Here is a 24,862-nt window from a genome sequence, read left to right on the forward strand (position 1 = left end):
GCATTTCGCGGGGGTCCTTGACCCCCGCACCCCGATTTTCCATAGGGCCGCGCCCGTCCTGAAGCGTGCGTCCCTATTCATAAAAGGGGGTCCGGGGGATTGAAAATCCCCCGTAAAAGCCCGCCGCAGGCGGGACCGAAGGCCATAAGATTTTCCTGCCCGAACAGGGACAGGCAACACAACACAAGGGGCATGAGCATGACCAAATCCCTTTTGATTCTCCCCGGCGACGGCATTGGCCCGGAAGTGACGGCCGAGGCCATCAAGGTGGTGAACTGGCTGCGCGAGCATCGCGGCTTCGACGTTGAGATTTCGCAGGACCTTCTGGGCGGCGCGTCCATCGACGCCACCGGCGTGCCGCTGACCGATGCGGCGCTCGACAAGGCCAAGGCCGCCGATGCCGTGCTGATGGGGGCGGTCGGCGGCCCGAAGTGGGTCGGCCAGCCGTACGACAAGCGCCCGGAGGCGGGCCTCTTGCGCCTGCGGAAGGATCTGGACCTGTTCGCCAACCTGCGCCCGGCCATCTGCTTTCCCGCGCTGGCGGACAGCTCCTCCCTCAAGCGCGAGTTCGTCGAGGGGCTCGACCTGCTCTTCGTGCGCGAGCTGACCGGCGGCGTCTACTTCGGCACGCCCCGCGGCATTGAAAACCTGCCCAACGGCGAGCGCCGGGGCATCAACACGCAGGTCTACACCACCAGCGAGATTCACCGCGTCGCCCGCGTCGCCTTCGATCTGGCCGCCAAGCGCCGCAACAAGGTGACGTCTGCCGAGAAGCACAACGTCATGGAATCGGGCCTGCTGTGGAAGGAAGAGGTGCAGAAGCTGCACGATGCCGATTACGCGTCCGTTGAGCTGGAGCACATGCTGGCGGACAACTGCGCCATGCAGCTGGTGAAGAACCCGAAGCAGTTCGACGTCATCCTCACCGACAACCTGTTCGGCGACATTCTCTCCGATCAGGCGGCGATGCTCACCGGCTCTCTCGGCATGCTGCCCTCCGCCTCGCTCGGCGCGAAGGATGCCGCGACCGGCAAGCAGGCCTCGCTCTACGAGCCGATTCACGGCTCCGCGCCGGATATTGCCGGCAAGGGTGTTGCCAACCCCTGCGCGACCATCCTGTCGCTGGCCATGTGCCTGCGTTTCAGCTTTGGTCGAGGCGAGGATGCGGACAAGCTGGAAGCGGCCGTTGCCCAGACGCTTGCCGACGGCATCCGCACGGCCGACATCTGGCTTGATGGCTGCACCCGCGTCGGCACCTCCGAGATGGGCGATGCCATCCTTGAGCGTCTTGCGGCGTAACGAGGCCCGAAGCGAATCGGGGCAATAAAATTACTATTTTAGATAAGAAACATTTCGTTTCTTGAAATATTCAGGGCGTGCGGACATAACCCACGCGCATGATGTAACTGGAGACTGACATGGGCTACCGTGTTGCTGTCGTCGGCGCCACCGGGAACGTGGGCCGCGAAATGCTGAACATTCTTGCCGAGCGGGAATTCCCGGCGGACGAGATCATCCCCCTTGCCTCCTCGCGCTCCGTCGGCATCGAGGTGGATCTGGGCGAGACCGGCAAGACCCTCAAGTGCAAGAACCTGGAGAACTTCGACTTCACCGGCGTCGACATCGCCCTCATGTCGGCGGGCTCGGACGTGTCGAAGCAGTATGCCCCCAAGATCGCGGCGACGGGCTGCGTCGTCATCGATAACGCTTCCCTTTACCGCATGGACCCGGATGTTCCCCTCATCGTGCCCGAGGTGAACCCGGAAGCGATCGACGGCTATACCAAGAAGAACATCATCGCCAATCCCAACTGCTCCACGGCGCAGATGGTGGTGGCGCTGAAGCCGCTGCACGATGCGGCGAAGATCAAGCGCGTCGTCGTCTCCACCTACCAGTCGGTTTCCGGCGCGGGCAAGGACGGCATGGACGAGCTGTTCGAGCAGACCCGCGCCATTTTCGTCGGCGACCGCCAGGAGCCGAAGAAGTTCTCCAAGCCCATCGCGTTCAATGTGATCCCGCACATCGACGTGTTCCTGGATGATGGCTACACCAAGGAAGAGTGGAAGATGTCGGCCGAGACCAACAAGATTCTCGACCCCGACATCAAGGTGACCGCCACCTGCGTGCGCGTGCCGGTGTTTGTCGGCCACTCCGAGGCCATCAACATCGAGTTCGAGAACCCGATCACCGAGAAACAGGCCCGTGAGATTCTGCGCGAGGCGCCGGGCATCATGGTTGTCGATAAGCGCGAGAACGGCGGCTACACCACCCCGGTTGAGTGCGTGGGCGACTTCGCCACCTACATCAGCCGCATCCGCCGCGACCCGACCGTCGAGAACGGCCTTGCCCTCTGGTGCGTGTCCGACAACCTCCGCAAGGGCGCGGCGCTCAACGCCGTGCAGATCGCCGAACTTCTCGGCCGCCGCCACCTCAAGAAGGCGTAAGCCTGAGGAGGCGTCATTGGCCGCGCGGCGCAAGCCGCAACGCCTGCCGGCGGCCAAGACAGGTGACGGGATGCCCCCACATCCCGCCACACCGAAAACAAAAAGCCCGCCAATCGGCGGGCTTTTTGTTTTTCCAAGGAATGCGGGCAGTCCCGAGACATCATTCCCCGAAGAATCTGAAAACCACGTAAGTCTGCAATGCGCCCAAACTGGCCCCTCAACGCTCCGGTCGGCGATCTTGAAAGCTGCCATTTGCGAAAGGTTAGGTAATGGCTACCCTGAGTGACCGGGCGTGGGACGTTCCAGTCATTCCCTCGCTGTCTGTAAATGACGAGTATCAGTTAAACCCGTCGCTTCCGAGCTGCCGAACGCCCGATCCGTCGCGCCCCTTGCACCGGAGAGATCGACCCAAGGTCGTGTTCGTGCATAGGTGCATCCCTACCTTCGGGAGCGATAGTCGGACGGGCTTCGCCCCGAAAGAACGAATGCAGACCGAGAGGCAGTCGGCACCGAAATCAGTGCGGGCTTGCTGGATCGTCAGCGGCGGAGTGTGAAGTGTCCGGCCAACCCGTCGAAATCGGAGACCACGTCGAAGTACCCGGATGCTTCACGCTGGAACTGCATGGGGACCAATGCCGAGGTGACAAGGCATGAGCGGAGCCTGATCGAGGCCTCGGGCATGCCGGTGGCGTCGGCCAGCACGGCGACGTCATCGCGCAGTTTCGCTACCCGGTCGAGGTGCCGTCTGGTTGGGCCTCGCCGCCCGTTCCGCTCCTTGTGGTCTGGACCGAACTCGACGAGGCGCTCAGCCACCTCCCCAACGGTCTTGTCGGCCAGTAGGCGCTTGCACTCGATCACGAAGACCTCGCCGGTCTGCGCGTTCCAAGCAAGGACGTCAACGTCTCCGTCCCTGGCGACGCCTCCGAGCCGCGTCATCAGGTAGTCCGGCTCGGCCTGCAGGCCAAGTTCGCGTAGCCGATCGGCCACCCTGTGGTTGAATGCGTGCCCCAGCCGATCAATTGCAGTGCCGATCCAGCTCCGCATCGCCTCTGTGCGGAAGTAGGAGTCCGGCAGCCGCGCGTCGTAGGCGCGGAGGGCATAGTGCAGTCCATGCTCGGCGATAACGGGCGATACCACGCACAACGGATCGTCCTCCTGCGTCAGCTGTACGATCGGACGGGAGAGCAGGCTCAGGCGTCGGGCGAATCGCCACGGAAACCAGTCCCTGGCGCTCGCGCCTTCGAGCTTCTGCTCATCCCACTTCGCCCGAGGCACCAGTGTCCAGTTCGCGAGGAAGATCTCCGCGGCTGCCTCGTCAACGCCGCCGAGCGCGAGCAGGTCGGCCTTCAGCGCCGAGCGGCGCAGGGTCGCGCGGCCGTTGCCCGCCTCAGCCGCGCGCTCGCCGAGTCTCGCAACGAAATCAGTCATTCGCAGCGGTGTGATTCCGTATTCGGCGACGAAAGCCGCGTCGAAATCCGCATTTCGCTGGCGCTCGTACTTCTCGTCGTCGAGCTCCTCTGGCACCTCGTAGAACGAGGTGTAGCTGCCGGCCGCTGCGTCGAACTGGTCGCGCGAGAGCGCCACCATGAAGGGCCCGTGGACACCCTGTGCGAAGTCGTCCTCGAAGCGGAGCGCGCCGCTAGGCCTGATCTCCACTTTCTCCGCGAAGCCATGGTGGATCTCGTCCGCCCGGCCCGCGACGCCGGTCAGGAGCGAGACGCGGGCCATCAGGAAGTCGAGATCGTCGAGCGAGCAGGTCCGGCCTCCGACGACTGGCGAGGTGCAGACCGCCATCTCGACGATCACCCGCGAGCACTGCCCCGCCTCGGCCCGCTCGCTCTCGCGCCGCACTGCCGCGCTCATGACGTCCTCACGCGAATGCAGCTGCAGAACCGCCGCCGCCGTGTGCCGCCACGTCGCCCGTTCGCGGTCGATGGCGTTGTGGTTGTCGATGCAGATACCGATCAACGACGCGCGGTCGAGGAACTCCAGACGCTCGCGCACCTCCCCCCAGATCGCCTCGACCGCCGTGCGCAGGAGGTCGCCCGCCGCCCTCCTGTCGGCGATGACGCCCACCACGCCTTGCGGCACGCCGCTGCGCTGGGCGAGTCCGATGTCCGCCCATCCCCTGACCTCAGGCTGCATGAGGCGCGGGTGGGGAAGCTCGGCCGTCGCCAGGATGTACTCGCTGGCGCTCCGCGGAGTGAGAACGTGAAGGTGCCGGGACGAGCCGTCCGTAACGACGGACGAGGCGATTCCCTCCACCAGGTCCTGCGGCGCCGCTCCGGTCAGGACGAGTGCACCCTCGATCAGCGCCTCCACCATCCAGCGGTCGCCAACGTTGTCCGCCCGCCCGAACGCGTGGAGATAGTCTATCGGACAGTCGACGCGGATCCGGTCTTCCTCGACGGACACCACGGGCCTCACGGGCTTGGACGGGTCGGCTGCGCCCGCTGCATCCAGGGGCGGCGCCGCCCGGAAACGCGATCTCGACTTCGACAAAGACGGGCAGGCCTGGTGCGGCCTCCGCCACCCTCCGCGCGACGAGCACGGCCCAGTTCCTGGCCATGTCCCAGACCCGGTAGGAGAGCGAGCCGTACGGCGTCCGGCCAATCTCCGCGACGGTGATCCACCACGTGCGTTCACCAACCTCGATCGCGGCAGCGGGGCGCCCGGCCAGCGCGTCGGCGACACTGACGTAGGACGGCTCGTCGGCGAGGTCGGCGAAGAAGGTTTCGGTGGAAGGGCGCCGGACCTCGACCCAGGCGTTCCTCGGCACGACATGGACGGCGTGCCTGTCGAGCGCCCGCCTGATCCCCGTTCTCACAGAGGTGAGATGGTCGGTCCCGATGGAAATCAGCGTCCCCGCCCTGTGAGCGTCGTCCGGCAGCAACGCGAAGTCGTTCGCCTTGGCGAAGCCGTAGAGGTTAAGGAACCCGTTCGGGTTCACGAACTTGGTGCGGCTCGCGAGCAGCTCCTGCTCCTGATCGAGCAGGCGAAACATCTGCAGCGCGGACGTGTTCGCGTCGTCGGCGAACAGCTCGAGGTCCTCGCAGCCGAGTCCGACTAAGCGCCAACCGGGCGGCAGCGGTCCGGGGACCGCCCGATAGCCGCGGCCGAGGCCGCCGAAAACCAGAATGGTCATGCCGATGCGGAAGTCGGGAATGGCCTGGATGGCCGCGACGCCCGCCGCGACGAGCCGGCTCACGGCGGGCGAGGCGTCGTTGATCGACCTGAAGCCCCCGGCGCCGATCGCGGCGATGTCATCGGGCACGAAGAGCACATGGGCATAAGCCCCGACGTCGAAGCTGCAGATCATGCCGATGCAACCCGACGCGTCGTCGGTGTGCGGGCCGTCAACCGTGTCGAGGTCCAGCCCCCTCCGCGCGCACGCGACGGAGCTGCCGAACTGGTAGTCGGTTACGGCATCCTGGAGCATCCCGCCATCGCCGTTGTCGAGCGCCATGCGGACGGCGCGCCGCCGGATCGCCGCGCCAATCGCGGTCGGCAGCGCGACGATGAAGTCGTCCCCGTCCTTGAGGATCGGCCGTTCCTCGAGCGACGTCCAGGTCATCGTCTCCTGGCGGAGAACGGGGGCGTTCCGCAGATCGAAGACGAACGGCGTCAGATCGAAGGGGTGGATGCCGATGGCGGCGAGGTCCGCCGGAGTGAACCGGACGCGGCCCGCGAGCTCCTCGATGCGGCTGGTGGGAAACTGGACGCGCCCGAGCCTAAGGCCACCCCCCCATTTCGTTACGCTTCAGGCCGGAACGCTCGGCAACCGCGGTGCTCAAGCGCAGCAGCGCTGATGACTGGCGCAGACAGTGTGCCGCCCACTCCCGGCACGTGCGGTCGCAGGCCGTGACGGCGTACAGCGCCGCCTGTACGTAACCGGCGTTCGCCTCCCAGATCCCCTCGAATAGCAGCGAATTGCCGATGCCGGACACCACGTTAGCGACGAAGAGGTCCTCAGGCGGATCCTCCATGCGGCCGACGTCGTCGCGTCTGAGAATTTCGTTCAGCCATTCGCGCAGCTGCGCCGCCGTCGGCTGGACTCTACCCTCGGCGCGCAACATGACGAGGTGGATCAACGCCTCGATCCGGACGGTGTTAGCATGCAGCCCAGGGTCGGTCAGAAGACCACCTAGCTTCGCCAGCGTCGCCGCCCGGTCGAACTTGCCCAGCCGCGCAGCGAGCCTCGGCAGACGCTCCTCGACGGCGCCGACGGCCATCGCGCCGCCCGCCGACATCATCGCGTCGAACATCATTTCCATGCCAGCCATCGAACCATCCTCGCACGGCGAAGCCGACGCGTGACAGCGACGGGCCGACGAAACGCCCCCGAAATGGTGGCGACGCGGGCGCCGCGCAAGAGCGGACACGGCCCTAAATCTAAAATTTTAGTATTTCTCGACGACGAGCGGCAAGCATGTCCGCATGACCCAGAGGAACCCTGAGATCAAGCGACCCGCGACGAATACCGGCGGCGCAGAGCTGGTCAGCGACAATTGGGACTTTGCAGGCTGTCCGCTTCGGAAAGTTCCGGCAAGAAATGGGACGCGGTCAGTTTTCGGCACTTCCAAGATGAAGTGGTCGTTCGACCCCCTCCCGGCCCACCATTCGCCGCCACCTCATATTCATAATCCGCACGGGCTATGCCGTTGCAGCAAGTTCTGCGGTCAAAGACTGGAAGCGGACTTGCCTGGCTTATAGCGGCTTGCGGGTATGTCGCGCTATCGCCTTGTCAGCCGTGATGGTCCTTAGATGACAAGGTCCATCACGGCATAGGGTCGGGCATGTTATCGCCTCTACGTCGGGCGAGACCTAAATCAGCAGTTGAGGATCAGATCTGCGCGCCGGATGCCTTGGCTAGGCTGACGATATCGACCACATCGGAGCCCTGTAATCGGTCGACCAAAGCCACCTTTCGACCAAGTCCGTTCAATGATGTTCCCATCACGAAGCCCTTGTCGCTGTCGGGATCGATCCAGTAGCGATCGTGGAAATCATCGGTAACGAACTCGGTAATTTCGCAGTCGGGTACCAAGGCTTTGACAGCGGCATGAATGTCCGCCCGCGCATCGACCTTTTTGCCGTTTGTTACGAAGATGACTTCCTCCAGCTCAGACGAGGCATGACCGAGCAGATTCTTGAACAGATCAGCGACGTTTACGCTGCTCGACGACGCGTAGAAATACGGATCTATGATCAATATCCGCTTGGCCCCATTGAGAAGCGTGACGAACTTGGCGACGAGCTTCTCAATATCGTCGACGCTGAGCGATGGGGAGGTTACGTCCTCCGTCAATGTGGAATATTTGTAGAGCGATGCTAGGCCATGCTGCGTGATGTACTCCGCAATCTCGTCGCGAAAATAGAGCATCGGATGCGAAATTTGGTGAAATTCGAAATGTTCGAACAGCTCAGATTGGTGGAGCAGTACGACAAAATCCTCTGGCGGTTTGGCGCCGTTCCGTGGCTTGATGGTGTAGATAGAATCGGACAAGTTTCCCCCCCATTTCTCGGTCTTTATATCAGCTCGGCAAGAACGGGGGAACCGACTTTCAGTGCATAGTCGCAACGAAAGTTATCTCTCCTGGGTATGAGGAACAATTATCGGGCCGGCCTGGAGGCGCGCGACGGACTAGCAAAGGAGACTGTCCGCAGCTGGAAGCAGAAAAATCGGGGCTGAATGTCTATTACTGGTCGGCAGCTGTCTTAGCTAAGATCCGCCTAGAAAGGGCAACTATCCGACTCTCTTGGCCTGAAAGCTGCCTATCCGTTTTCGGCCAAAAGCCGAGGAACCACCGGACCGCAGCGCGCCCAAATCGGACATCCTCCTAGATTTTCGGGAATGCTCGAACGTGCATCAGTTGATCGGGATATCCGTTGGTGGCCATTGCCAACGGGAGCCATCATGCACCAGATCAAACCAGGCTATAAGCTGGTTAAGAATTGATATTTACGTTTTCCTCCCGGTTCGTTGTTGCCGCTACATCGGCCACACGGCAGGAATGACGGCCAGGGCGGTGGCAGCCGTGAGCACGGCAAGCGGCAGTCCGAGCTTGCCGAAGTCGGTAAAGCGGTAGCGCCCCGGCCCCATAATGATGGTATTGTTCTGGTGCCCGAAGGGGGTGAGGAAGTCGGTCGAGGCTCCCACCGCCACGGCCATCAGGAACGCCTCCGGCCGCAGGCTCGCGCCCTCCGCCACGCTCAGCGCGATGGGGGCCATGAGGATGACCGTCGCCGGGTTGTTCAGCACCGGCGTGATGGCCATGGAGGCGAAGAGCACACCCGCCAGCAGCGCATATGGCCCGGCATCGCCCGCCAGCCCCAGCACCCGGTGGGCGATCAGGTCGGCCGTGCCCGAGGTTTGCAGCGCAGTGCCGATAGGGATCATCGCGCCGAGTAAAACGATCACCGACCAGTCGATCTGTGCCGGTGCCTCGCTCGCGCGGATGACCCGGGCCAGCGCCAGGCCAACAACGCACAGCACGAAGGCGATGGCCGTCGGCACGATGTCTGCCGCCGCCAGCACGATCGCCCCGGCAAACAGCAGGATCGGCAGCGCCTGCCGCGTGGCCGACAGCTGAAGGCGGCGCGGCGCGAGCGGCAGGCAGCCGAGATATTTCACCGCGTCGTGCATGGCCTGCGGCTCGCCCTGCAGCAGGAGCACGTCGCCAACGCCCAGGCTTTCCTCGTGAAAGCGCCCCTCGAAGCGGCGGCCCTGACGCGCGGCGGCGAGCAGGCGGATGCCGAAGCGCCCCGGCAGGTCGAGCGAGTCCGGGGTGCTGCCCGGCACCAGCGAGCCCGGGGTGACCACGGCCTCCATCATCGCGGTGCCCTGCACCGGCGGCACGCCTGCCAGCGCCGCCACGCCCGATTGCAGCAGCGCCTCCAGCCGCCGGGTTTCCGCCTCGATGAGCAGAATATCCCCACTGGCCAGCCGCTGCTCCGCCAGCCGCCCGAACAGGCGCATGCCCTCCCGCACCACGCCGTGGACCTCGATGCCGAAGGCGCGGGCCGCGGCCTCCACTGTCTGTCCCGCGAGCGGAGAGCCGAGCGCGATCTCGACCTCCGTGACGTAATCCATCACATCGAAGGCGTCGGGCAAGGTCTCCTCCTCCTCGCTTGCCCGGCGGGTGCGGAACCAGCCCACCACGAGCAGATAGGCCAACCCCACGCCGGCAACCGCCAGCCCCACGGGCGCGAAGTCGAACAGGGAGAACCGCAACCCCGTTTCCTGATACCGGAAGTTGGAAATGAGCAGGTTGGGCGGCGTGCCGATAAGGGTGATCATGCCGCCCAGCAGGGTGGCGAAGGAGAGCGGCATGAGCAGGAGGCCGGGAGTGTACCGGAACCGCCTTGCCGCCGCGAGCGCCAGCGGCAGAACGAGGGTGAGCGCCGCCACATTATTCATGAAGGCCGAAAGCGCCAGCCCGAGCGTGCACAGGAGCGCCATGTGGTGAAAGGGGCTGGCGGTCAGCGCCGTCATGCGCTGTCCCAGCCGCGCCACCGCGCCGGAACCGGAGACCGCCGCGCTGATGACCAGCACGGCGGCCACCGTGATCACCGCCGGATTGCCGAAGCCCGAGAAGGCGTCCTGCGCCGGCACGAGGCCAGCGAGGACGCACAATATCAGGCTGATGACCGCGATCAGATCGTAACGCCACCGGTCGAGGCTCATTGCAGTGAGCGTGCCGGCTAGGATCAGCAGCAGTAGTCCCTGGCTTGGAATCATGCCCGCAAGGTGCGTCAGGATTCTGCGTTTTGCGAGTGGCTTTCCGCCGCCGCCGCCGCTTTTTCAGGAGACCGCCGCCAGACGCGGCTCAGCCGTGATCCACCCATTGCTCTCGCCCGGTTCGCCCCCGCGCGGGAACACGCCGTAGCGCCGGGGGCACAGCAGCACGCGCGTGCCCGGGGCGAGCCGCAGGCGGCCGTCCACCGCCGCCTCGGGCAGCTCCACGCTGAGCGGACCGTGACCGCCCGGAATCTCCACCTCCAGCCGGATGAGGCCCGCCAGACGGCGGCTTGTCCGCACCACGCCGGGTATGGACCGGGCCCGGTCGTCGCCCAGTTCAAGGTCGTGGGCGCGCACATAAAGGTTGGCCGCCCCTTCGAGGCCGTGGGGGCGGGCGGCGGGCAGGATGGTCTCGTAGCCGTCCAGCACCACATGGCCATCCCTCACCTCGACGGGCAGCACGTTGACCGCGCCCAGGAAGCCATAGACGAACGGCGTTGCCGGTTCGTTGTAGACCTCGTCCGGCGTGCCCACCTGCGCGATCTGCCCGTCATGGATGATGACCACCCGGTCCGCCAGCTCCAGCGCCTCCTCCTGATCGTGGGTGACGAACACGGTGGTGTGGCGGGTCTTGTCGTGCAGGTCGCGCAGCCAGCGGCGCAGGTCCTTGCGCACCTGCGCATCGAGCGCGCCGAAGGGCTCGTCGAGCAGCAGGATGGAGGGGTCGATGGCCAGCGCCCGGGCCAGCGCCACGCGCTGGCGCTGGCCGCCGGAAAGCTGGGCGGGATACCGGGCATCCAGCCCTTCCAGCTGCACCAGCGTCAGCAGCTCGCGCACCTTGGCGGCGATTTCCTCCCGCCCGGGGCGCAGGCCGCGCGGGCGCACTCTGAGGCCGAAGGCGATGTTGTCGAACACGGTCATGTGGCGGAACAGGGCATAGTGCTGGAACACGAAGCCGATGTGCCGCTCCTGCACGGTTTTGGCGAAGGCGTCCTCGCCCCCGAACAGGATGGAGCCGTGGCTGGGAAACTCCAGCCCGGCGATCAGGCGCAGGAGCGTCGTCTTGCCCGAGCCGGAGGGGCCGAGCAGCGCGATCAGTTCGCCGTCGCGGATGTCGAGGCTGAGGTCGCGCAGCACCGGGGTGCCGCGAAACGCCTTGCTCAGGTTGCGGATGGTTACGTCCATGGCAGCACTCCTAGAGGCGGCGGCTGGCGGCAAGCTCCGCGCCGTGCCGCCATTCGAGCAGGGATTTGAGGCCGAGGGTCAGGAAGGCCAGCAGGGCCAGCAGGCAGGCGACGGCAAAGGCCGCGACGAAGTTGTATTCATTGTAGAGAATCTCCACGTGCAGCGGCACGGTGTTGGTGAGCCCCCGGATATGGCCCGACACCACCGAAACCGCGCCGAACTCCCCCATGGCCCGCGCATTGCACAGCAGCACGCCGTAGAGCAGCCCCCAGCGGATGTTGGGCAGGGTGACATGCCGGAAGGTCTGCCAGCCGCTCGCCCCTAGGGACAGGGCGGCTTCCTCCTCCTTGGTTCCCTGCTCCTGCATCAAGGGGATCAGTTCGCGGGCGACGAACGGCACGGTGACGAAGATGGTCGCCAGCACGATGCCCGGCACGGCAAAGACAATCTCGATGCCTCGCCCGGCAAACCACTGGCCGATGACGCTGTGGGTGCCGAACAGGATGACGTAGATCAGCCCCGAGATCACCGGCGAGACCGAGAACGGCAGGTCGATGAGGCTGACCAGCAGGCTCTTGCCGCGGAACTCGAACTTGGCGACCGCCCAGGCGACAGCCACGCCGAAAAGGGTGTTGAGCGGAACGGCGATGGCCGCGACCAGAAGGGTCAGCCGCACCGCGGCAAGGGCATCGGGCTCGTCGAGCGCCGCTAAGAATTCGCCCCAGCCATGACGCAGCGCCTCGGCGAACACCACGGCCAGCGGCAGGAACAGCAGCAGGGCGAGGAACACGATCGCCGTTGCGATCAGCAGCACCCGGACACCCCGGCGTTCGCCGGTAGCAGACGCCGCCTGTCGCACGGCGGCTTTCTCAAGGATCACAAGCGTTGCTTCAGCCATGACCATGCCTCCGCCGGTTCCATGCTTGCAGCAGGTTGATGAACAGCAGCAGCGCAAAGGAGATCAGGAGCATGGCGACCGCCACGGCGGTTGCGCCCTGATAGTCGAACTCCTCCAGCCGAATGACGATGAGCAGCGGAGCGATCTCCGAAACGTAGGGGATGTTGCCCGCAATGAAGATGACCGAGCCATATTCCCCGACGCCCCGGGCGAGCGCGAGGGCAAAGCCGGTCAGCAGCGCCGGCAGAACCGTCGGCAGGATCACCCGGCCGATCGTCTGCCAGCGCGACGCGCCCAGCGTGGCCGCCGCCTCCTCCAGCTCCCGGTCCAGCTCCTCCAGCACCGGCTGGACCGTCCGCACCACGAACGGCAGGCCGATGAACACCAGCGCGACCACGATGCCGAGCGGCGTGTAGGCCACCTTCAGCCCCAGCGGCTCCAGCAGGCGTCCGATCCAGCCGTTGGGAGCATAGAGAGTCGTCAGCGCAATGCCCGCCACTGCCGTCGGCAGGGCAAAGGGCAGGTCGATGGCCGCATCGATAAGTCGCCGCCCGGGGAAGCGGTAGCGCACCAGCACCCAGGCCAGCAGCACGCCCATCACCCCGTTGATTGCGGCCGCGATGAATGCGGTCGCGAAGCTAAGGCGGAGCGCACCCAGGGTGCGCTCCTCCGTCACGAGATCCCAGAACCCTGCCCAGCCCAGTCCGGCGCTGTGGAAAAAAAGGACGGCCAAGGGCACCAGAACGATCATGCCGAGATAGGCCAGTGCCAGCCCCAGCGTGATGCCGAAGCCGGGCAGGATGCTCGGCTCGCGGAACCACGAGGGGCTGTTCGCGGGAGACAAGGTGGTCATGGCCGCCTCCCTCACCAGTTGACCGCAAGGCGGGTGGCGAAGGCGTCGCCGTCGGTCTCCACGCCCTGGCGCTCGGTGTCGAACCGCACCCAGTTGAACAGCACCCGCACGTAAGGGTTGGCGTACCAGTTGAGGCCGAGTGTGACGTTCTTCGAGCGCCCGCCACGCACGGCCTCGTCGTCGAGGTCGAGCCGGCTGTAGCGCGCCGCCAGCTGCCACGCGCCCCAGCCGCCGTCCTTCAGGGAAAAGTTGCGCTTCGGCTCCAGTCGCCCCAGCACGCCGTCCTTGTAAGGGAGGCGCTCGCCGGTCAGGAACCACCCGGCCGCCACATAGCCGCCGTCGAACGAGACATTGGCGAAGCCGGACGGGCGATTGACCGAGGTGCGGCCATATTCCCCTTGAAGGAAAAGCGGGCCCGATGCGCCGATGACCTCTCCCCCGAGGAAGGTGTAGCTGTCGGCGGCGATGGCAGCGGTGTCGACGAGGCGGGCATTGTCCACGCGCACCTCCGGGCGGTCGCCGAAGCGCACGGTTTCGCGCCCGCCCGTATTGCGCCAGAAGCCGGACACGCCAAGATGGATCAGGTTCCTGTCGGTGTTGACGGGCGTGACGGTGGCCCGGCCGTGGAAGCCGTAGCCTTCATCCGCGCCAGCGGAGCCGGTAACGGCCGTGTTCTCGCCGAATATCCCTGCGGTGAGGCTCCAGATGTCCTGTGCATAGCGGGCCGAGACGCCCAGCTTGAAGTCCCCGCCCGCATTGCGGCGGTCGAGGAAGGCTTCCGAAAAGGAGGCCCGCTCCAGGAACGTCAGGTTGGTAGAAGAGGTCAGCTGGTCGAGCCCGTTGGGTGTCTTGTGCTGACCGGCGGTGATGGTGAGGTGGGGCAACCCGGCATACTGGATATAGGCATCCTTCACGTCCAGTTCCGAGCCGCTGCTGTCATCCCGGCTGCCGGCGGCGACATCCGCCTCCAGCCGGTAGGCCCAGTCGGTGAACAGCTTGCCGTCGATGCCGAGGCGCGCCCGGCGCAACTCGGTGCCGTTGTTGAAGTCGCGAGCTCCCCGGCGCACGTCGAAGAAGGCGGTGTCCAGCTCCACCCGGCCCCGCAGCTTGAGGCTGAAGGCCTTGTCGGCGCTGGTCCATTGCGGCACGGGCGAGAACTTCACCGCCTCCGCCTGCCGCGGCGCGGGGGCCGCCTTTTCCGCCTTCAGGGTTTCGACCTCGCTCCGCAGAGCCTCGATCTGCCGCTCCAGCGCCTCGATGCGCGGGTCCGGCCCGTTGTCAGCAAAGGCGGGACTGGCTGCAAACAGCGTCAGGCCGGTGGTCAGCAGCAGCCGCGCGCGCGTCTGTTGTATCATGGCGTTCATTCCCATCGCCTCCTGCGCGTTATTTCGCGGGCCGGTAAATCTGGTCGAACAGGCCGCCGTCGGCGAAGAACCTGGGCTGTACGGTCGCCCAGCCGCCGAAGTCGTCGATCGAGACCAGTTCGAGCTTCGGGAACCGCTTCAGATCCTTCGGATCGGCCAGCTCCGGCTTGAAGGGGCGATAGAAGTGCCTGGCCGCCAGCTTCTGCCCCTGAGGCGAATAGAGGAAATCGAGATATTCCTGCGCCGCCTTCAGCGTGCCCTTGGCCTTGGCGTTGCCCGGCACGAGCGCGACCGGCGGCTCGGCCTTGATGGAGAGAGACGGAGCAATGATCTCGAACTTGTCCGGCCCCAGCTCGTTCAGCGCCAGGAACGCCTCGTTCTCCCACGCCAGCAGCACGTCGCCGATGCCCCGCTGCACGAAGGTGATGGTGGACCCACGCGCGCCCGTGTCCAGCACCGGCACGTTCTTGAACAGCGCCGTCACATACTGGCGGGCCTTGACCTCATCGCCCTTGTAATGCTTCAACGCCCAGCCCCAGGCGGCGAGGAAATTCCAGCGCGCTCCGCCCGAGGTCTTGGGGTTGGGCGTAATGACCTGGATGCCCGGCTTTACCAGATCGCCCCAATCGCGAATGGCCTTAGGGTTATCCTTGCGCACCAGGAACACGATCGTCGACAGATAGGGCGCGCTGTTGTTCGGCAGGCTCTTGCGCCAGTTTACGGAAATCTTGCCCGTCTTCTGCGCAATGGCGTCGATGTCCGCCTCCAGCGCCAGCGTCACCACATCGGCGGGCAGACCGTCGATCACGGCCCGGGCCTGCTTGCCCGATCCGCCGTGGGACTGGCGCACGGTTACCGTCTCTCCGGTCTTCTGCTTCCAATGACTGACGAACGCAGCGTTGTATTCGCGGTAGAATTCCCGCGTCGGATCGTAGGAGACATTGAGCAGGGTCGTGGCGGCACTTGCCGGCCCTGCGCCCAGAATCGAAATAGCCGCCACCGCCGCGTAGATGAGCGCGGATCGGCGGGTCGTGTCGCGAGTTATAGCCATTGCCAACTCCGTTGATTGGTTGCGGGCTATATCTCGACTAATTTTACAGAGAATGTCGAGAAAGAAAAAGCCTTCTTCGACCAAGTGAGGCTTTGCAAGCGAAATGATTGGAAAGGAATCTGCGGGGCCGTGCGGTACCCTACGCGATGAGGGCGCGCACCGGGTCGCTGGTCCGGTTCTCGGCCATCAACGTGTCATAAAGCGTCTTCGTATCAAGCACCTGGGCGGTGGCCGCATAGGCCTCGGCGAACACCCGGCGGATGCCGCACCGGGTCTCGTCCTCGCAGTCGTCGCAGCGGCGGTAAGCCATGCGGCTCAGGCACGGCAGCGGCGCTTGCGGTCCGTCGACAATCCGCAGGATCTGCCCGAGGGTGATTTCGCGCGGATCTTTCAGCAGACTGTATCCCCCGCCCCGGCCGCGCCGGCTGTGCACCAGACCCCGGTTCCTGAGATCGAGCAGAATCTGCTCCAGAAACTTTTTCGGAATGTGCTGCTGCTCCGCAATGTCAGTGATGAGCAGCGCCTCGCCCTCACCTGCCCGTGCCAACTCCAGCAAGGCTCGCAGAGCATATTTGGCTTTCTGCGAAATCATTGACGTGCTGCTCCTCGGGTCACCGCCGCAGTTACCTGACAATGGGCCGCATCGGCCCAGCATGAACGATCAGCCCCTATCCATACATATAAGCCCCCGCCCGGCTTTTGGCGACGCCTACTTTGCCGAGGCAGAGAGCCGCCCACCCATGGGCGTGCTGATTTCAAACCTGTTTCCAAGCCCGCCCGGTAGGCATTTCCTCGCCAATTCATCCTGCTACCCAAGGAGCAACGGTTCCCTTGGCATTTACTCGTTGCCGGTATGGGCTCTCTGCAATTTTCAGCCGACACGGAGAGGCTCTTTTGTGTCCCGCTGCCTCGGGCGGCGTTTAGTTACGTCGCGATCCAGCGACCGTTGCAGTGTCTTTGTCAAATGAATGGCCGCTTGCCTCACCGCCGATCTGAAAGCCGACCATCAACAATCGGCCATCAGGTGTCACGATCCAGGCCGAGCGCCCCACTGCAGATATCTTAAGCCCTCCTCCCAACCACAGTTGCGCTGACGCAGCCGGTCGCCGCCCCAACCGAACCAACTCACACCTTCCCACCATACCCAAAACCTACCATCGTATCGTGACGATAGTCAATAGGTTTTTTGCAATTATCGCAGGCGGTCCCCAAATCCGTCGCCTGTGTGCCCGCCACCACCCTCCCCGGCGTTTTTGCGAACAGCTCTTACTGTTCCTTTGGTTCCGGCCTCCGGCTCTGCTAGGCTCCGCTCATGCGCCGCGTTTACGCCATTCTGGGTTATGCAAGCCTCGTGCTCGCCGTGTTCGGCGCGATCCTGCCGCTGCTGCCAACGGTGCCGTTCGTCATTCTCGCGGCCTTCTTCTTCGCCAAGGGCAACCCGGCGCTGGAGCGCCGCCTGCTGGAGCACCCCACCCTCGGCCCCCACATCATCGCCTGGCGCGAGAAGGGCGCCATCAGCCGCAAGGGCAAGGTCTTTGCGCTCATCACCTTCGCGGGAAGCGCCATCATCGGCTTCGTCACGCTGCAGCCGCCTGTCGCCTACATCCCCGCGCTTGCCGCCCTCATCGGCGGCACTTGGGTTGCCACCCGCCCCACGGTCTGAAGCCCGCCACAAACAGAAAAGGGGCCAGCCACCTCTCCGGCGGCCAGCCCCTTCGTTCAGAACAGCGCCTTGCGGCTTACTTCATCTCGACCACGCCGCAGACCAGGCGGTCGCCCGCGTTGCCCGCCGGGTCGGACTTGTAGTCGTCCGCCTTGGCGTGGAACACCACTGCCGCGCCGTCGGCGTCGAGAATCGCCGGGCCCTGGTCGGCCTGCAGGCGCACGGCCTTCACCGTCTGCTCGAAGGCGGTCTCCGCCCCCTCGGATTTCACCTCGACGTTCATCAGGTCGCCCACATGCGACCCTTGCGGGTTCTCGTGGCCATGGGCCTTGTGGTGCGGATTGTAGTGGCCGCCGGCGGAAGTGAACGGCGGCTCGCACTTGCCGGTCTGATGGATATGGAAGGCGTGCACGCCGGCGGGCAGGCCCTTCACCGTGCCCTTTACCACCACGTCCTCACCCTGCTGGGTCAGTTCGGCATGGCCCACGACCGCGCCTTCACGGTTCCGCAGGTCCGCCGTGGCGGTTTCGCCCTTGGCCATGGCGCTGGCGCTGCCCAGAACGGCGGCAACCAGGGCGAGCGAAGCAATGGTTCGGGTATGCATGGCAAGTCTCCCTTTTCAATGGCGCAGAGTGCGATCCTGTAATGAACTTGTTCGTTGATTGCATAGTTCAACGGGCATTGTATTGCCACCCGAGAGGAGGAACAGGCATAACCGCCCTCTCCCAAGGGCTTCACACCATGCGGGGCCGCCCCTTCCCCGCCAGCGACATGGATTTGACATGCGTATCAAGAGTTTCGACGGCACCAGCCTCTCGGTCAAGATCATCGGTGAAGGCCGCCCCGTCGTGCTGGTTCACGGTTTCCTGTCGTCGGGCAAGGTGAACTGGGAAGATTACGGCACTGCCACGCTGCTGGCGGAGCGGGGCTTCCAGGTCATCCTGCCGGACCTGCGCGGCCATGGCGGCTCCGACGTGCCGACGGAGCCGTCCGCCTACCCGCCCGACGTGCTGGCGCGGGACCTCGCCACGCTCATTGAGCACCTCGGGCTGGCGGACTACGACCTCGTCGGCTACTCGCTCGGCTCCCGCACGGTGCTGCGGGCGGTTGTCGCCCATGGCCTTGTGCCCCGCCGCCTGGTTCTGGCCGGGATGGGCGCGGCGGGCATCGTGGATGCCGGCCCGCGCATCGACTGGTTTGTCGAGACCATCCGCAACCGCGAGACCGCCAGGCCGCTGACGCCCGAAGGGCGCGTCGCCCGCTTCCTCAAGACCACCGGCACCAACCCGGACGCCGCCATTTACGTGCTGCAAAGCCACGTGAACACGCCCCCTGATGTGCTGGCGCGGCTCGACCTGCCGGTCCTCGTCGTGGCGGGTGAGAAGGACGACGATAACGGCTCCGCCGCCGAACTGGCGAAGCTGATCCCCGGCGCGCGCTATGCGGCGGTGCCGGGCGACCACATGAGCGCCATCACCGTGCCGGAGTTCCGCATGGCAATCGCGGATTTCCTTAGCGAATAGAACGCATTGTCCGGCACCGGCCGGCAATTGGCGCATCCGGCTTCACCGTTTCCCACCCTCGGGCGTTATCCCTGTAACAGCGGTCCCCGGCGTAGGAGAGAGGAGATGACCTATTGCGTAGGGCTATTCCTGCGGGAAGGGCTGGTGCTGGTGTCCGACACCCGCACCAGCGCGGGCGTGGACAACATCGCCGTCTACAACAAGATGCATGTGTTCGAGCGGGCGGGCGAGCGGGTCATCGTCGCCATGACCTCGGGCAACCTGGCCGTCACCCAGCATGTGATGAGCCTGATCGAGGACGGTCTGGACGACCCGGAGACCGGCCGGACCGAGACCATCTACTCCGTCCCCTCCATCCTGCGCGCGGCCCAGCTGATGGGGGCGGCCATCCGCAAGGTGCATGACTACGACGGCGAGGCCCTGCGCGAGCAGCACGTGCACTTCGATATCTCGGTGATCCTGGGCGGCCAGGTGCAGGGCGGGCCGATGAAGCTGTTCCACATCTACTCGGCGGGCAATTTCATCCAGGCCACGGCTGACACGCCCTTCATGCAGATTGGCGAGACCAAGTACGGCAAGCCCGTTCTGGACCGTAACGCCACCTTCGAAACCTCACCGATGGACGGCGTCAAGCTGTGCCTCCTGTCGATGGACGCCACCATCCGCTCCAACCTGACTGTGGGGATGCCCATCGACGTTCTGATCTACAAGCGGGACAGCCTTCAGGTGGGCTACCGCCAGCGGCTGCACGAGCATGACCCCTATTACACCATGCTGCGCCAGCGCTGGGGCGAGGCCCTGCGCGAGGTCTACCGCTCCATTCCCTCGCCGGACTGGCCGGCCCATGCGCCCAATGCCATGCGCCGCCGGTGGGACGATCCACCCCTGTCGCCGGAGGATATCGCCGCCATGCGCCGCCAGCCTCCCTCGCCGCTGAACCGGCGCGCCAGCGATGCGCCCAATGCGCCCGGCATCGAGCGGCGCGGCCAGCCCGTACCGGCAACGGAAGGCGACAGGATGCCGGAGCCATCGCTGGGCGCGGGCGCTGCCGGCGCAGCGGCTGAACCCTTCAGAACGGGAACGACCGGGCCGGAGCCGGTCGGCGGCCTTGCCGCTGCCACGCCGGGTCGTCGCGCGTCGGACGCCCGGCCGGCACCGTCAACGCCCCCGGCGGAAAAGGGCATCCCCACGTCCGGCTGACGGCCGGGCGCGGGAGGCGCTGCGCCCCTAGCGGGACTGGCCGGGCGTCCAGGGCCGCTGGCGGGTGGGCAGCACCTCGCCCCGCCGCGCGTATATGCCCATCTCGAAGCTGGCGGCGATGCGCCAGGCGCGCGTGATGAAATACTCCGCCACGTCCGGGGGGCAGACCTCCTGCGCCGTTTCCTCGAACAGCGCCAGCCAGCGGTCGAAGTGCTGGCTGTCCACCGGCAGCGGCAGGTGCGCGCCCATGGGGTTGCCCTCGTAGCGTCCCGTGCCCAGCGCGACGGATGACCAGAAGGCGAACATCTTCTGGAGGTGAGGCTCCCAATCCTCGATGCGCTCCTCGAACACCGGGCCGATAAGGTCATCGGCCCGCACCTTATCGTAGAAGCCCCGCACCAGCCGTTCGATCAGCGCGTCGTCGATCTGGGCGCGCGCGCGCTGGTCCTCGGGGCTGAGCGCCTGAGGCGCAGGACGGGCGGGAATGGAAAGGGACATCGGAACGCTGCCTCCTGAGGCTCAAGGGCCTGGAAATCGCCTTCATCATGCCATGCCCGGCCCGGCCTGCCAACGCGACGCAGTGCCCCGCCGGTCCGGGCCGCCTCGAATACTACGATGAATTGAGCGGCTTGGCCGGTTGCGCCGTTGACGCTGACGGCGAAACAGAGTTTCCTGCACGCCATTACCGAACAAGACAATCGGGGGAACGAACCCATGCGTAGAACCGCAACCGCAATTGCCCTGGCGCTGAGCCTTCCGGCCCTGGCTGGCCAGGCCGTGGCGCAACAGGCCCCGGCCCAGCAGGCTCCGGCGGCCAAGCCGACTGCGGCCGACGCCGCCGCCTTCGTGGCGCAGGCCGAGAAGACCTTCGGGGACCTCACCGAATATGCGTCCCGCATCGCCTGGCTGAATGCGACCTACATCAACTACGATTCCGACTGGCTGGCCTCCAAGTCCGGCGCGGAGATGACCGAGCTGGGCGTGAAGTTCGCCAAGGAAGCCGCCCGCTTCAACAACCTGCAGCTGGACTACGACACCCGCCGCAAGCTCGAAATCCTGAAGCAGGGCCTCACCCTGGCTGCTCCCTCCAAGCCGGGCGCGGCGCAGGAGCTGAGCGAGATCGCCACCCGCCTCCAGTCCACCTACGGCAAGGGCCGCGGCACGCTGGACGGCAAGGAGATCTCCGGCTCGGACATCGAGGAGCAGATGGGGCTGGTCCGCGATCCGGCCAAGCTGAAGGAAATGTGGGTCAGCTGGCATAACAACGTCGGCCGCCCGATGCGGCAGGACTACGCCCGCCTGGTCGAGATCGCCAACGAGGGCGCGCGCGAGCTGGGCTATGCCGACACCGGCGCCATGTGGCGCAGCGGCTACGACATGAAGCCGGAAGAGTTCGAGAAGATGGTCGACGGCCTGTGGGCCGACGTGAAGCCGCTCTATGAGCAGCTGCACTGCTACGTCCGCGCCGAACTCAACGAGAAGTACGGCGATCAGGTGCAGGCCAAGACCGGCCCGATCCGCGCCGACCTCCTTGGCAACATGTGGGCGCAGGAGTGGGGCAACATCTACGAAGTGGTGGCCCCGCCGAATGCGGACAAGGGCTATGACCTGACCGACCGCCTGGTCGCCAAGAACTACACGCCCGTCAAGATCATGCAGACCGCCGAGGGCTTCTTCACCTCGCTCGGCTTTGATCCGCTGCCCCAGACCTTCTGGGAGCGCTCGATGATCGTGAAGCCGCGCGACCGCGAGGTGGTGTGCCACGCCAGCGCCTGGAACGTGGACAACAAGAACGACCTGCGCGTGAAGATGTGCACCAAGGTGAACGGCGACGATTTCGTCACCGCCCACCACGAGCTGGGCCACAACTTCTATCAGCGCGCCTACAACCAGCAGCCGCTGCTCTACATGAACGGCGCGAACGACGGCTTCCACGAGGCCATCGGCGACTTCATCGCCCTCTCGGTAACGCCGGACTACCTGGTGAAGATCGGCCTCCTCGACAAGGAGCCGGACGCCAAGGGCGACGTCGGCCTCCTGATGGCCCAGGCGCTGGACAAGGTGGCCTTCCTGCCGTTCGGCCTCCTGGTCGACAAGTGGCGCTGGAAGGTGTTCTCGGGCGAGGTGACCCCGGCCAACTACAACGCGGCCTGGACCCAGCTGCGCGAGGAATACCAGGGCATCGTGCCGCCGGCTCCGCGCAGCGAGGAAGACTTTGATCCGGGCGCGAAGTTCCACGTGGCGGGCAACACGCCCTACATGCGCTACTTCCTCGCCCGCATCCTCCAGTTCCAGTTCCACGAGGCCGCGTGCAAGATGGCCGGCTGGAAGGGCCCGCTCCACCGCTGCTCCATCTACGGCAACAAGGAAGTGGGCGCGAAGCTCAACGAGATGCTGAAGATGGGCGCATCCAAGCCGTGGCCGGAGGCGCTGAAGGCCTTCACCGGCACCAGCCAGATGAGCGCCCGCTCCATGCAGAACTACTTCGCGCCGCTGATGGCGTACCTGAAGGAGCAGAACAAGGGCCGCCAGTGCGGCTGGTAAGCCGCACGAAACCGGCAGCTCTTTGCGGCTGGTAAGCCGTACTTGCGGCACTGCCTGAAACAGCAAGGCCCGCCTCACCGGCGGGCCTTGTTTTTTCTGTCCGCTTGATTTCTCGCTCGCGCTCCCGGCGCGCATGCCGCCCCTGTTGAGCGCCTCGCAATCCCCTTATAAGGGAAGCGGGTTCCAACCGATGCCGAGACAGCCCATCAGCCAATCCGGACCAGATACGGCCCAGTTCCATCGCCCGGCCTTTCTCAACGGCCTGGAAGCGGTGACCGTGGCCTATCGCCGCCGTGACTTTCCGGTTCACAGCCACGATGAGTACGTCGTCGGCGTCGTTGTGGAGGGAGCGGAGGAACTGCTTGTCCGCGGCGAGCGCCACATCGTCGCGGCCGGGCACACGCTGCTCCTCCAGCCCGGCGAGGCCCATGCGAACGCCTGCGTCGGCGACGGCGTGCTGCGCTATCGGGTGCTTTACATTCCGGCGTCGTGCAACCCGGCGCTGGCGGACCGCCCCATGTCCTTTCCCGCGCCGGTCAGCAGGTCGGCAGCGCTGTATCGGGGAATTCTCGATGTGCATCGCTCGCTCCAGCGGGAAACCGGGCGGCTTGAGCAGGAAAGCCTGCTCGACCGGCTGATCGGGATCCTCCGCTTCGGCACAGAGGACGCGGCGAAGGGCGCGCTCCCCCGATGCAGCGGTCGCATCGGGCGCACGAAGGCGTTCATCGACCGGCACTTCGCGGAGGATTTCGGCCTTGACGACCTGGCGGCGATTGCCGGGCTCAGCCCCTATCATCTGCTGCGTACGTTCAAGGCGGAGGTGGGGTTGACACCCGTCGCCTACCGTCTGCTGCGGCGGGTTCTAAATGCGCGGGAACTTCTCCAGAGCACTATGCCGATCGCTGAAGTCGCAGTCGCATCGGGCTTCGCGGACCAGAGCCACCTCACCCGCAGTTTCCAGCGGCTGATGGGCGTCTCGCCCGCCCGGTATCGGCAGCAATAATGTTCAAGCCCATGCTTTCCGGAGGTGGTAGCGTCCTCCCTCTTGGCGGGAAGTAAGGGAAAGAGCGTCATGAGGAAGATATTTGCCTTGGCGGCGGGCGTGCTGGCGTGCCTCGCCCATCCGGCGGTTGCCTGCGAGCCTGGGCTTTATGAGCCTGCGGACGGCTCCATCAAAGTGGCGGTTGCCCCTCTAGCCTCCGGCGAGGACCGGTACATGCTGACGGACGGGCGCAAGGGTACGGTTGGCGCTCCGGATGCCCTCGTCCGCTGCGCCGCTGGCAGCCTGCTCTTGCAGGAGCCCGGCGGCAGGCAAGATCTTCTGTCGGAGGTGCCACTGAGAAGGACGGCCACCACCTTCAGCAGCCTGGGGACCAGACTGAGCGGCGTGCTGATGGAAGGCGTGAACAGCGGCGCGGCGCGCCCATTGGTGGTGATGGTGCATGGCTCCGAGCGGACCTCGCCTCGGGGGTCCGTCTACCCCCTGCTCTTCCTGGCCCATGGCCTCGATGTCTTTATCTACGACAAGCGCGGCACGGGCCTGTCCGAGGGGGAATACACCCAGAACTTCGAGTTGCTGGCCGAGGACGCCGCCGCCGCATTGAGGGAAGCGCAGCGCCTGTCGGCGGGCCGCCATGCCCGCATCGGCTTCTATGGCGGCAGTCAGGGTGGGTGGATCGCGCCGCTTGCCGCAACGCGTGCCCCGGCCGATTTCGTCGCCGTCGGCTTTGGTCTGGTCGCCAGCCCGATCGAGGAGGATCGCGATCAGGTTTTCACCGAACTGCGCGAACGCGGCTACGACGACCAGGTCATCTCCAAGGCGCGCGATGTCACGAACGCGACCGCCGCCGTGATGCGGTCTCACTTCTCGAACGGTTTCGAGCAGCTTGCCGACGTGAAGCGGCGCTATGCGGACGAGTCCTGGTTCAACGAGATTCGGGGCGAGTTCACCGGTGAGCTTCTCCGGATGCCCGAGGCCGACCTGCGCCGGCTGGGACGCGCCCGCTTCGACAACGTGGAGCTGATTTGGGACTACGATTCCCGCCCGGCCATCCGCACCCTCAAGGTTCCGCTTCTGTGGGTCGCCGCCGAGGCCGACCGGGAGGCCCCGCCCGCGGCCACGCTATCCCGGCTCCAGGACCTGCATGCACAAGGCGCGGATATCACCGTCTACAGCTTCCCGGACACGGACCACGGCATGTGGGAGTTCGAGGAGGCCAGCGATGGCCAGCGCACCTACACGCGCGTCACTGACGGCTATTTCCGGCTCATCGGCGACTGGATACGCGGGGAAGTGAACGGCCCCTACGGGCGCGGGCGCCTCCGCATCGGCAGCGACAGCGACAGCGGGCGTTGAGTTCCGCCCGATCCGGCACGCTATCCCAAGGCCCGCTTCC

20 protein-coding genes and 1 pseudogene are annotated in these 24,862 nt (G+C 65.5%); 8 read left to right on the top strand and 13 right to left on the bottom strand.

Annotated elements, in window-relative coordinates; all coding sequences use genetic code 11:
* Nucleotides 1-198: 198 nt before the first annotated feature.
* A complete protein-coding gene (leuB, locus tag L0C21_RS12665) occupies nucleotides 199-1,299 on the top strand; it encodes a 3-isopropylmalate dehydrogenase (protein WP_259278699.1) in 1,101 nt (366 codons plus the stop codon).
* Between the two features lie 119 nt (nucleotides 1,300-1,418).
* The gene (locus L0C21_RS12670; protein ID WP_259278700.1) at nucleotides 1,419-2,444 is read left to right on the top strand and encodes an aspartate-semialdehyde dehydrogenase; all 1,026 of its coding nucleotides are present in this window, start codon (nucleotides 1,419-1,421) and stop codon (nucleotides 2,442-2,444) included.
* A gap of 537 nt (nucleotides 2,445-2,981) precedes the next feature.
* On the opposite strand, the gene L0C21_RS12675 is transcribed toward L0C21_RS12670, so the two are convergent.
* The 11 genes and pseudogenes from L0C21_RS12675 to L0C21_RS12720 all read right to left on the bottom strand — a co-directional run bounded on the left by L0C21_RS12675 (nucleotide 2,982) and on the right by L0C21_RS12720 (nucleotide 16,128).
* Nucleotides 2,982-5,090, bottom strand: a complete 2,109-nt coding sequence (locus tag L0C21_RS12675) for an anti-phage protein Upx-like protein (RefSeq protein WP_510380960.1) — start codon at nucleotides 5,088-5,090, stop codon at nucleotides 2,982-2,984.
* Nucleotides 4,999-6,144: pseudogene (locus L0C21_RS17085) on the bottom strand (anti-phage protein Upx-like protein); the annotation flags it as partial. The pseudogene L0C21_RS17085 and the gene L0C21_RS12675, both read right to left, overlap by 92 nt.
* A 31-nt stretch (nucleotides 6,145-6,175) precedes the next feature.
* Nucleotides 6,176-6,727, bottom strand: coding sequence for an anti-phage protein Upx-like protein (locus tag L0C21_RS12680; protein ID WP_259278702.1), 552 nt, complete (start codon nucleotides 6,725-6,727; stop codon nucleotides 6,176-6,178).
* 560 nt (nucleotides 6,728-7,287) lie between these two features.
* Complete coding sequence (locus L0C21_RS12685) at nucleotides 7,288-7,950, bottom strand: hypothetical protein (protein ID WP_259278703.1); 663 nt, start codon at nucleotides 7,948-7,950, stop codon at nucleotides 7,288-7,290.
* 486 nt (nucleotides 7,951-8,436) lie between these two features.
* A complete protein-coding gene (locus tag L0C21_RS12690) occupies nucleotides 8,437-10,185 on the bottom strand; it encodes an SLC13 family permease (RefSeq protein WP_259278704.1) in 1,749 nt (582 codons plus the stop codon).
* A 63-nt stretch (nucleotides 10,186-10,248) separates the two neighbouring features.
* Nucleotides 10,249-11,370 (bottom strand): sulfate/molybdate ABC transporter ATP-binding protein, encoded by a 1,122-nt coding sequence (locus L0C21_RS12695; protein WP_259278705.1) that lies wholly within the window; start codon nucleotides 11,368-11,370, stop codon nucleotides 10,249-10,251.
* Between the two features lie 10 nt (nucleotides 11,371-11,380).
* Complete coding sequence (cysW, locus tag L0C21_RS12700; protein ID WP_259278706.1) at nucleotides 11,381-12,268, bottom strand: sulfate ABC transporter permease subunit CysW; 888 nt, start codon at nucleotides 12,266-12,268, stop codon at nucleotides 11,381-11,383.
* Nucleotides 12,261-13,121 carry a sulfate ABC transporter permease subunit CysT gene (cysT, locus tag L0C21_RS12705; protein ID WP_259278707.1) on the bottom strand — a complete coding sequence of 287 codons (861 nt, stop codon included), beginning with the start codon at nucleotides 13,119-13,121 and terminating at the stop codon, nucleotides 12,261-12,263. Before cysT ends, cysW begins: the two co-directional genes overlap by 8 nt.
* Before the next feature lie 11 nt (nucleotides 13,122-13,132).
* Nucleotides 13,133-14,476 (bottom strand): OprO/OprP family phosphate-selective porin, encoded by a 1,344-nt coding sequence (locus L0C21_RS12710; RefSeq protein ID WP_259278708.1) that lies wholly within the window; start codon nucleotides 14,474-14,476, stop codon nucleotides 13,133-13,135.
* 28 nt (nucleotides 14,477-14,504) lie between these two features.
* Nucleotides 14,505-15,536 carry a sulfate ABC transporter substrate-binding protein gene (locus L0C21_RS12715; protein WP_259278709.1) on the bottom strand — a complete coding sequence of 344 codons (1,032 nt, stop codon included), beginning with the start codon at nucleotides 15,534-15,536 and terminating at the stop codon, nucleotides 14,505-14,507.
* Between the two features lie 139 nt (nucleotides 15,537-15,675).
* Nucleotides 15,676-16,128 (bottom strand): RrF2 family transcriptional regulator, encoded by a 453-nt coding sequence (locus tag L0C21_RS12720; protein ID WP_259278710.1) that lies wholly within the window; start codon nucleotides 16,126-16,128, stop codon nucleotides 15,676-15,678.
* 720 nt (nucleotides 16,129-16,848) lie between these two features.
* Between L0C21_RS12720 and L0C21_RS12725 the strand changes: the two genes are divergently transcribed.
* The gene (locus L0C21_RS12725) at nucleotides 16,849-17,199 is read left to right on the top strand and encodes a YbaN family protein (protein ID WP_259278711.1); all 351 of its coding nucleotides are present in this window, start codon (nucleotides 16,849-16,851) and stop codon (nucleotides 17,197-17,199) included.
* Nucleotides 17,200-17,275: 76 nt separating this feature from the next.
* Here L0C21_RS12725 and L0C21_RS12730 read toward each other — a convergent pair whose 3' ends face one another.
* Nucleotides 17,276-17,803, bottom strand: a complete 528-nt coding sequence (locus L0C21_RS12730; RefSeq protein ID WP_259278712.1) for a superoxide dismutase family protein — start codon at nucleotides 17,801-17,803, stop codon at nucleotides 17,276-17,278.
* Nucleotides 17,804-17,981: 178 nt separating this feature from the next.
* On the opposite strand from L0C21_RS12730, the gene L0C21_RS12735 reads away from it, so the two are divergent.
* Both L0C21_RS12735 and L0C21_RS12740 read left to right on the top strand, forming a co-directional pair.
* Nucleotides 17,982-18,722 (top strand): alpha/beta fold hydrolase, encoded by a 741-nt coding sequence (locus L0C21_RS12735; protein ID WP_259278713.1) that lies wholly within the window; start codon nucleotides 17,982-17,984, stop codon nucleotides 18,720-18,722.
* Nucleotides 18,723-18,827: 105 nt separating this feature from the next.
* The gene (locus L0C21_RS12740; protein ID WP_259278714.1) at nucleotides 18,828-19,922 is read left to right on the top strand and encodes a proteasome-type protease; all 1,095 of its coding nucleotides are present in this window, start codon (nucleotides 18,828-18,830) and stop codon (nucleotides 19,920-19,922) included.
* A 27-nt stretch (nucleotides 19,923-19,949) separates the two neighbouring features.
* Here L0C21_RS12740 and L0C21_RS12745 read toward each other — a convergent pair whose 3' ends face one another.
* Entirely contained in the window at nucleotides 19,950-20,420 is a 471-nt protein-coding gene (locus L0C21_RS12745; protein ID WP_259278715.1) for a group III truncated hemoglobin, read from the bottom strand.
* 216 nt (nucleotides 20,421-20,636) lie between these two features.
* Here L0C21_RS12745 and L0C21_RS12750 point away from each other — a divergent pair, with 216 nt between their 5' ends.
* The 3 genes from L0C21_RS12750 (at nucleotide 20,637) to L0C21_RS12760 (ending at nucleotide 24,822) form a co-directional block, all read left to right on the top strand.
* On the top strand, nucleotides 20,637-22,466 hold the full coding sequence (locus L0C21_RS12750) for a M2 family metallopeptidase (RefSeq protein WP_259278716.1): 1,830 nt from the start codon (nucleotides 20,637-20,639) through the stop codon (nucleotides 22,464-22,466).
* A 190-nt stretch (nucleotides 22,467-22,656) separates the two neighbouring features.
* Nucleotides 22,657-23,469 (top strand): AraC family transcriptional regulator, encoded by an 813-nt coding sequence (locus L0C21_RS12755; protein WP_259278717.1) that lies wholly within the window; start codon nucleotides 22,657-22,659, stop codon nucleotides 23,467-23,469.
* Nucleotides 23,470-23,538: 69 nt separating this feature from the next.
* Nucleotides 23,539-24,822 carry an alpha/beta hydrolase family protein gene (locus L0C21_RS12760; protein WP_259278718.1) on the top strand — a complete coding sequence of 428 codons (1,284 nt, stop codon included), beginning with the start codon at nucleotides 23,539-23,541 and terminating at the stop codon, nucleotides 24,820-24,822.
* The last annotated feature ends 40 nt before the right edge of the window (nucleotides 24,823-24,862 follow it).

The sequence above is a fragment of the Pedomonas mirosovicensis genome (assembly GCF_022569295.1).
GTDB lineage: Bacteria > Pseudomonadota > Alphaproteobacteria > Sphingomonadales > Sphingomonadaceae > Pedomonas > Pedomonas mirosovicensis.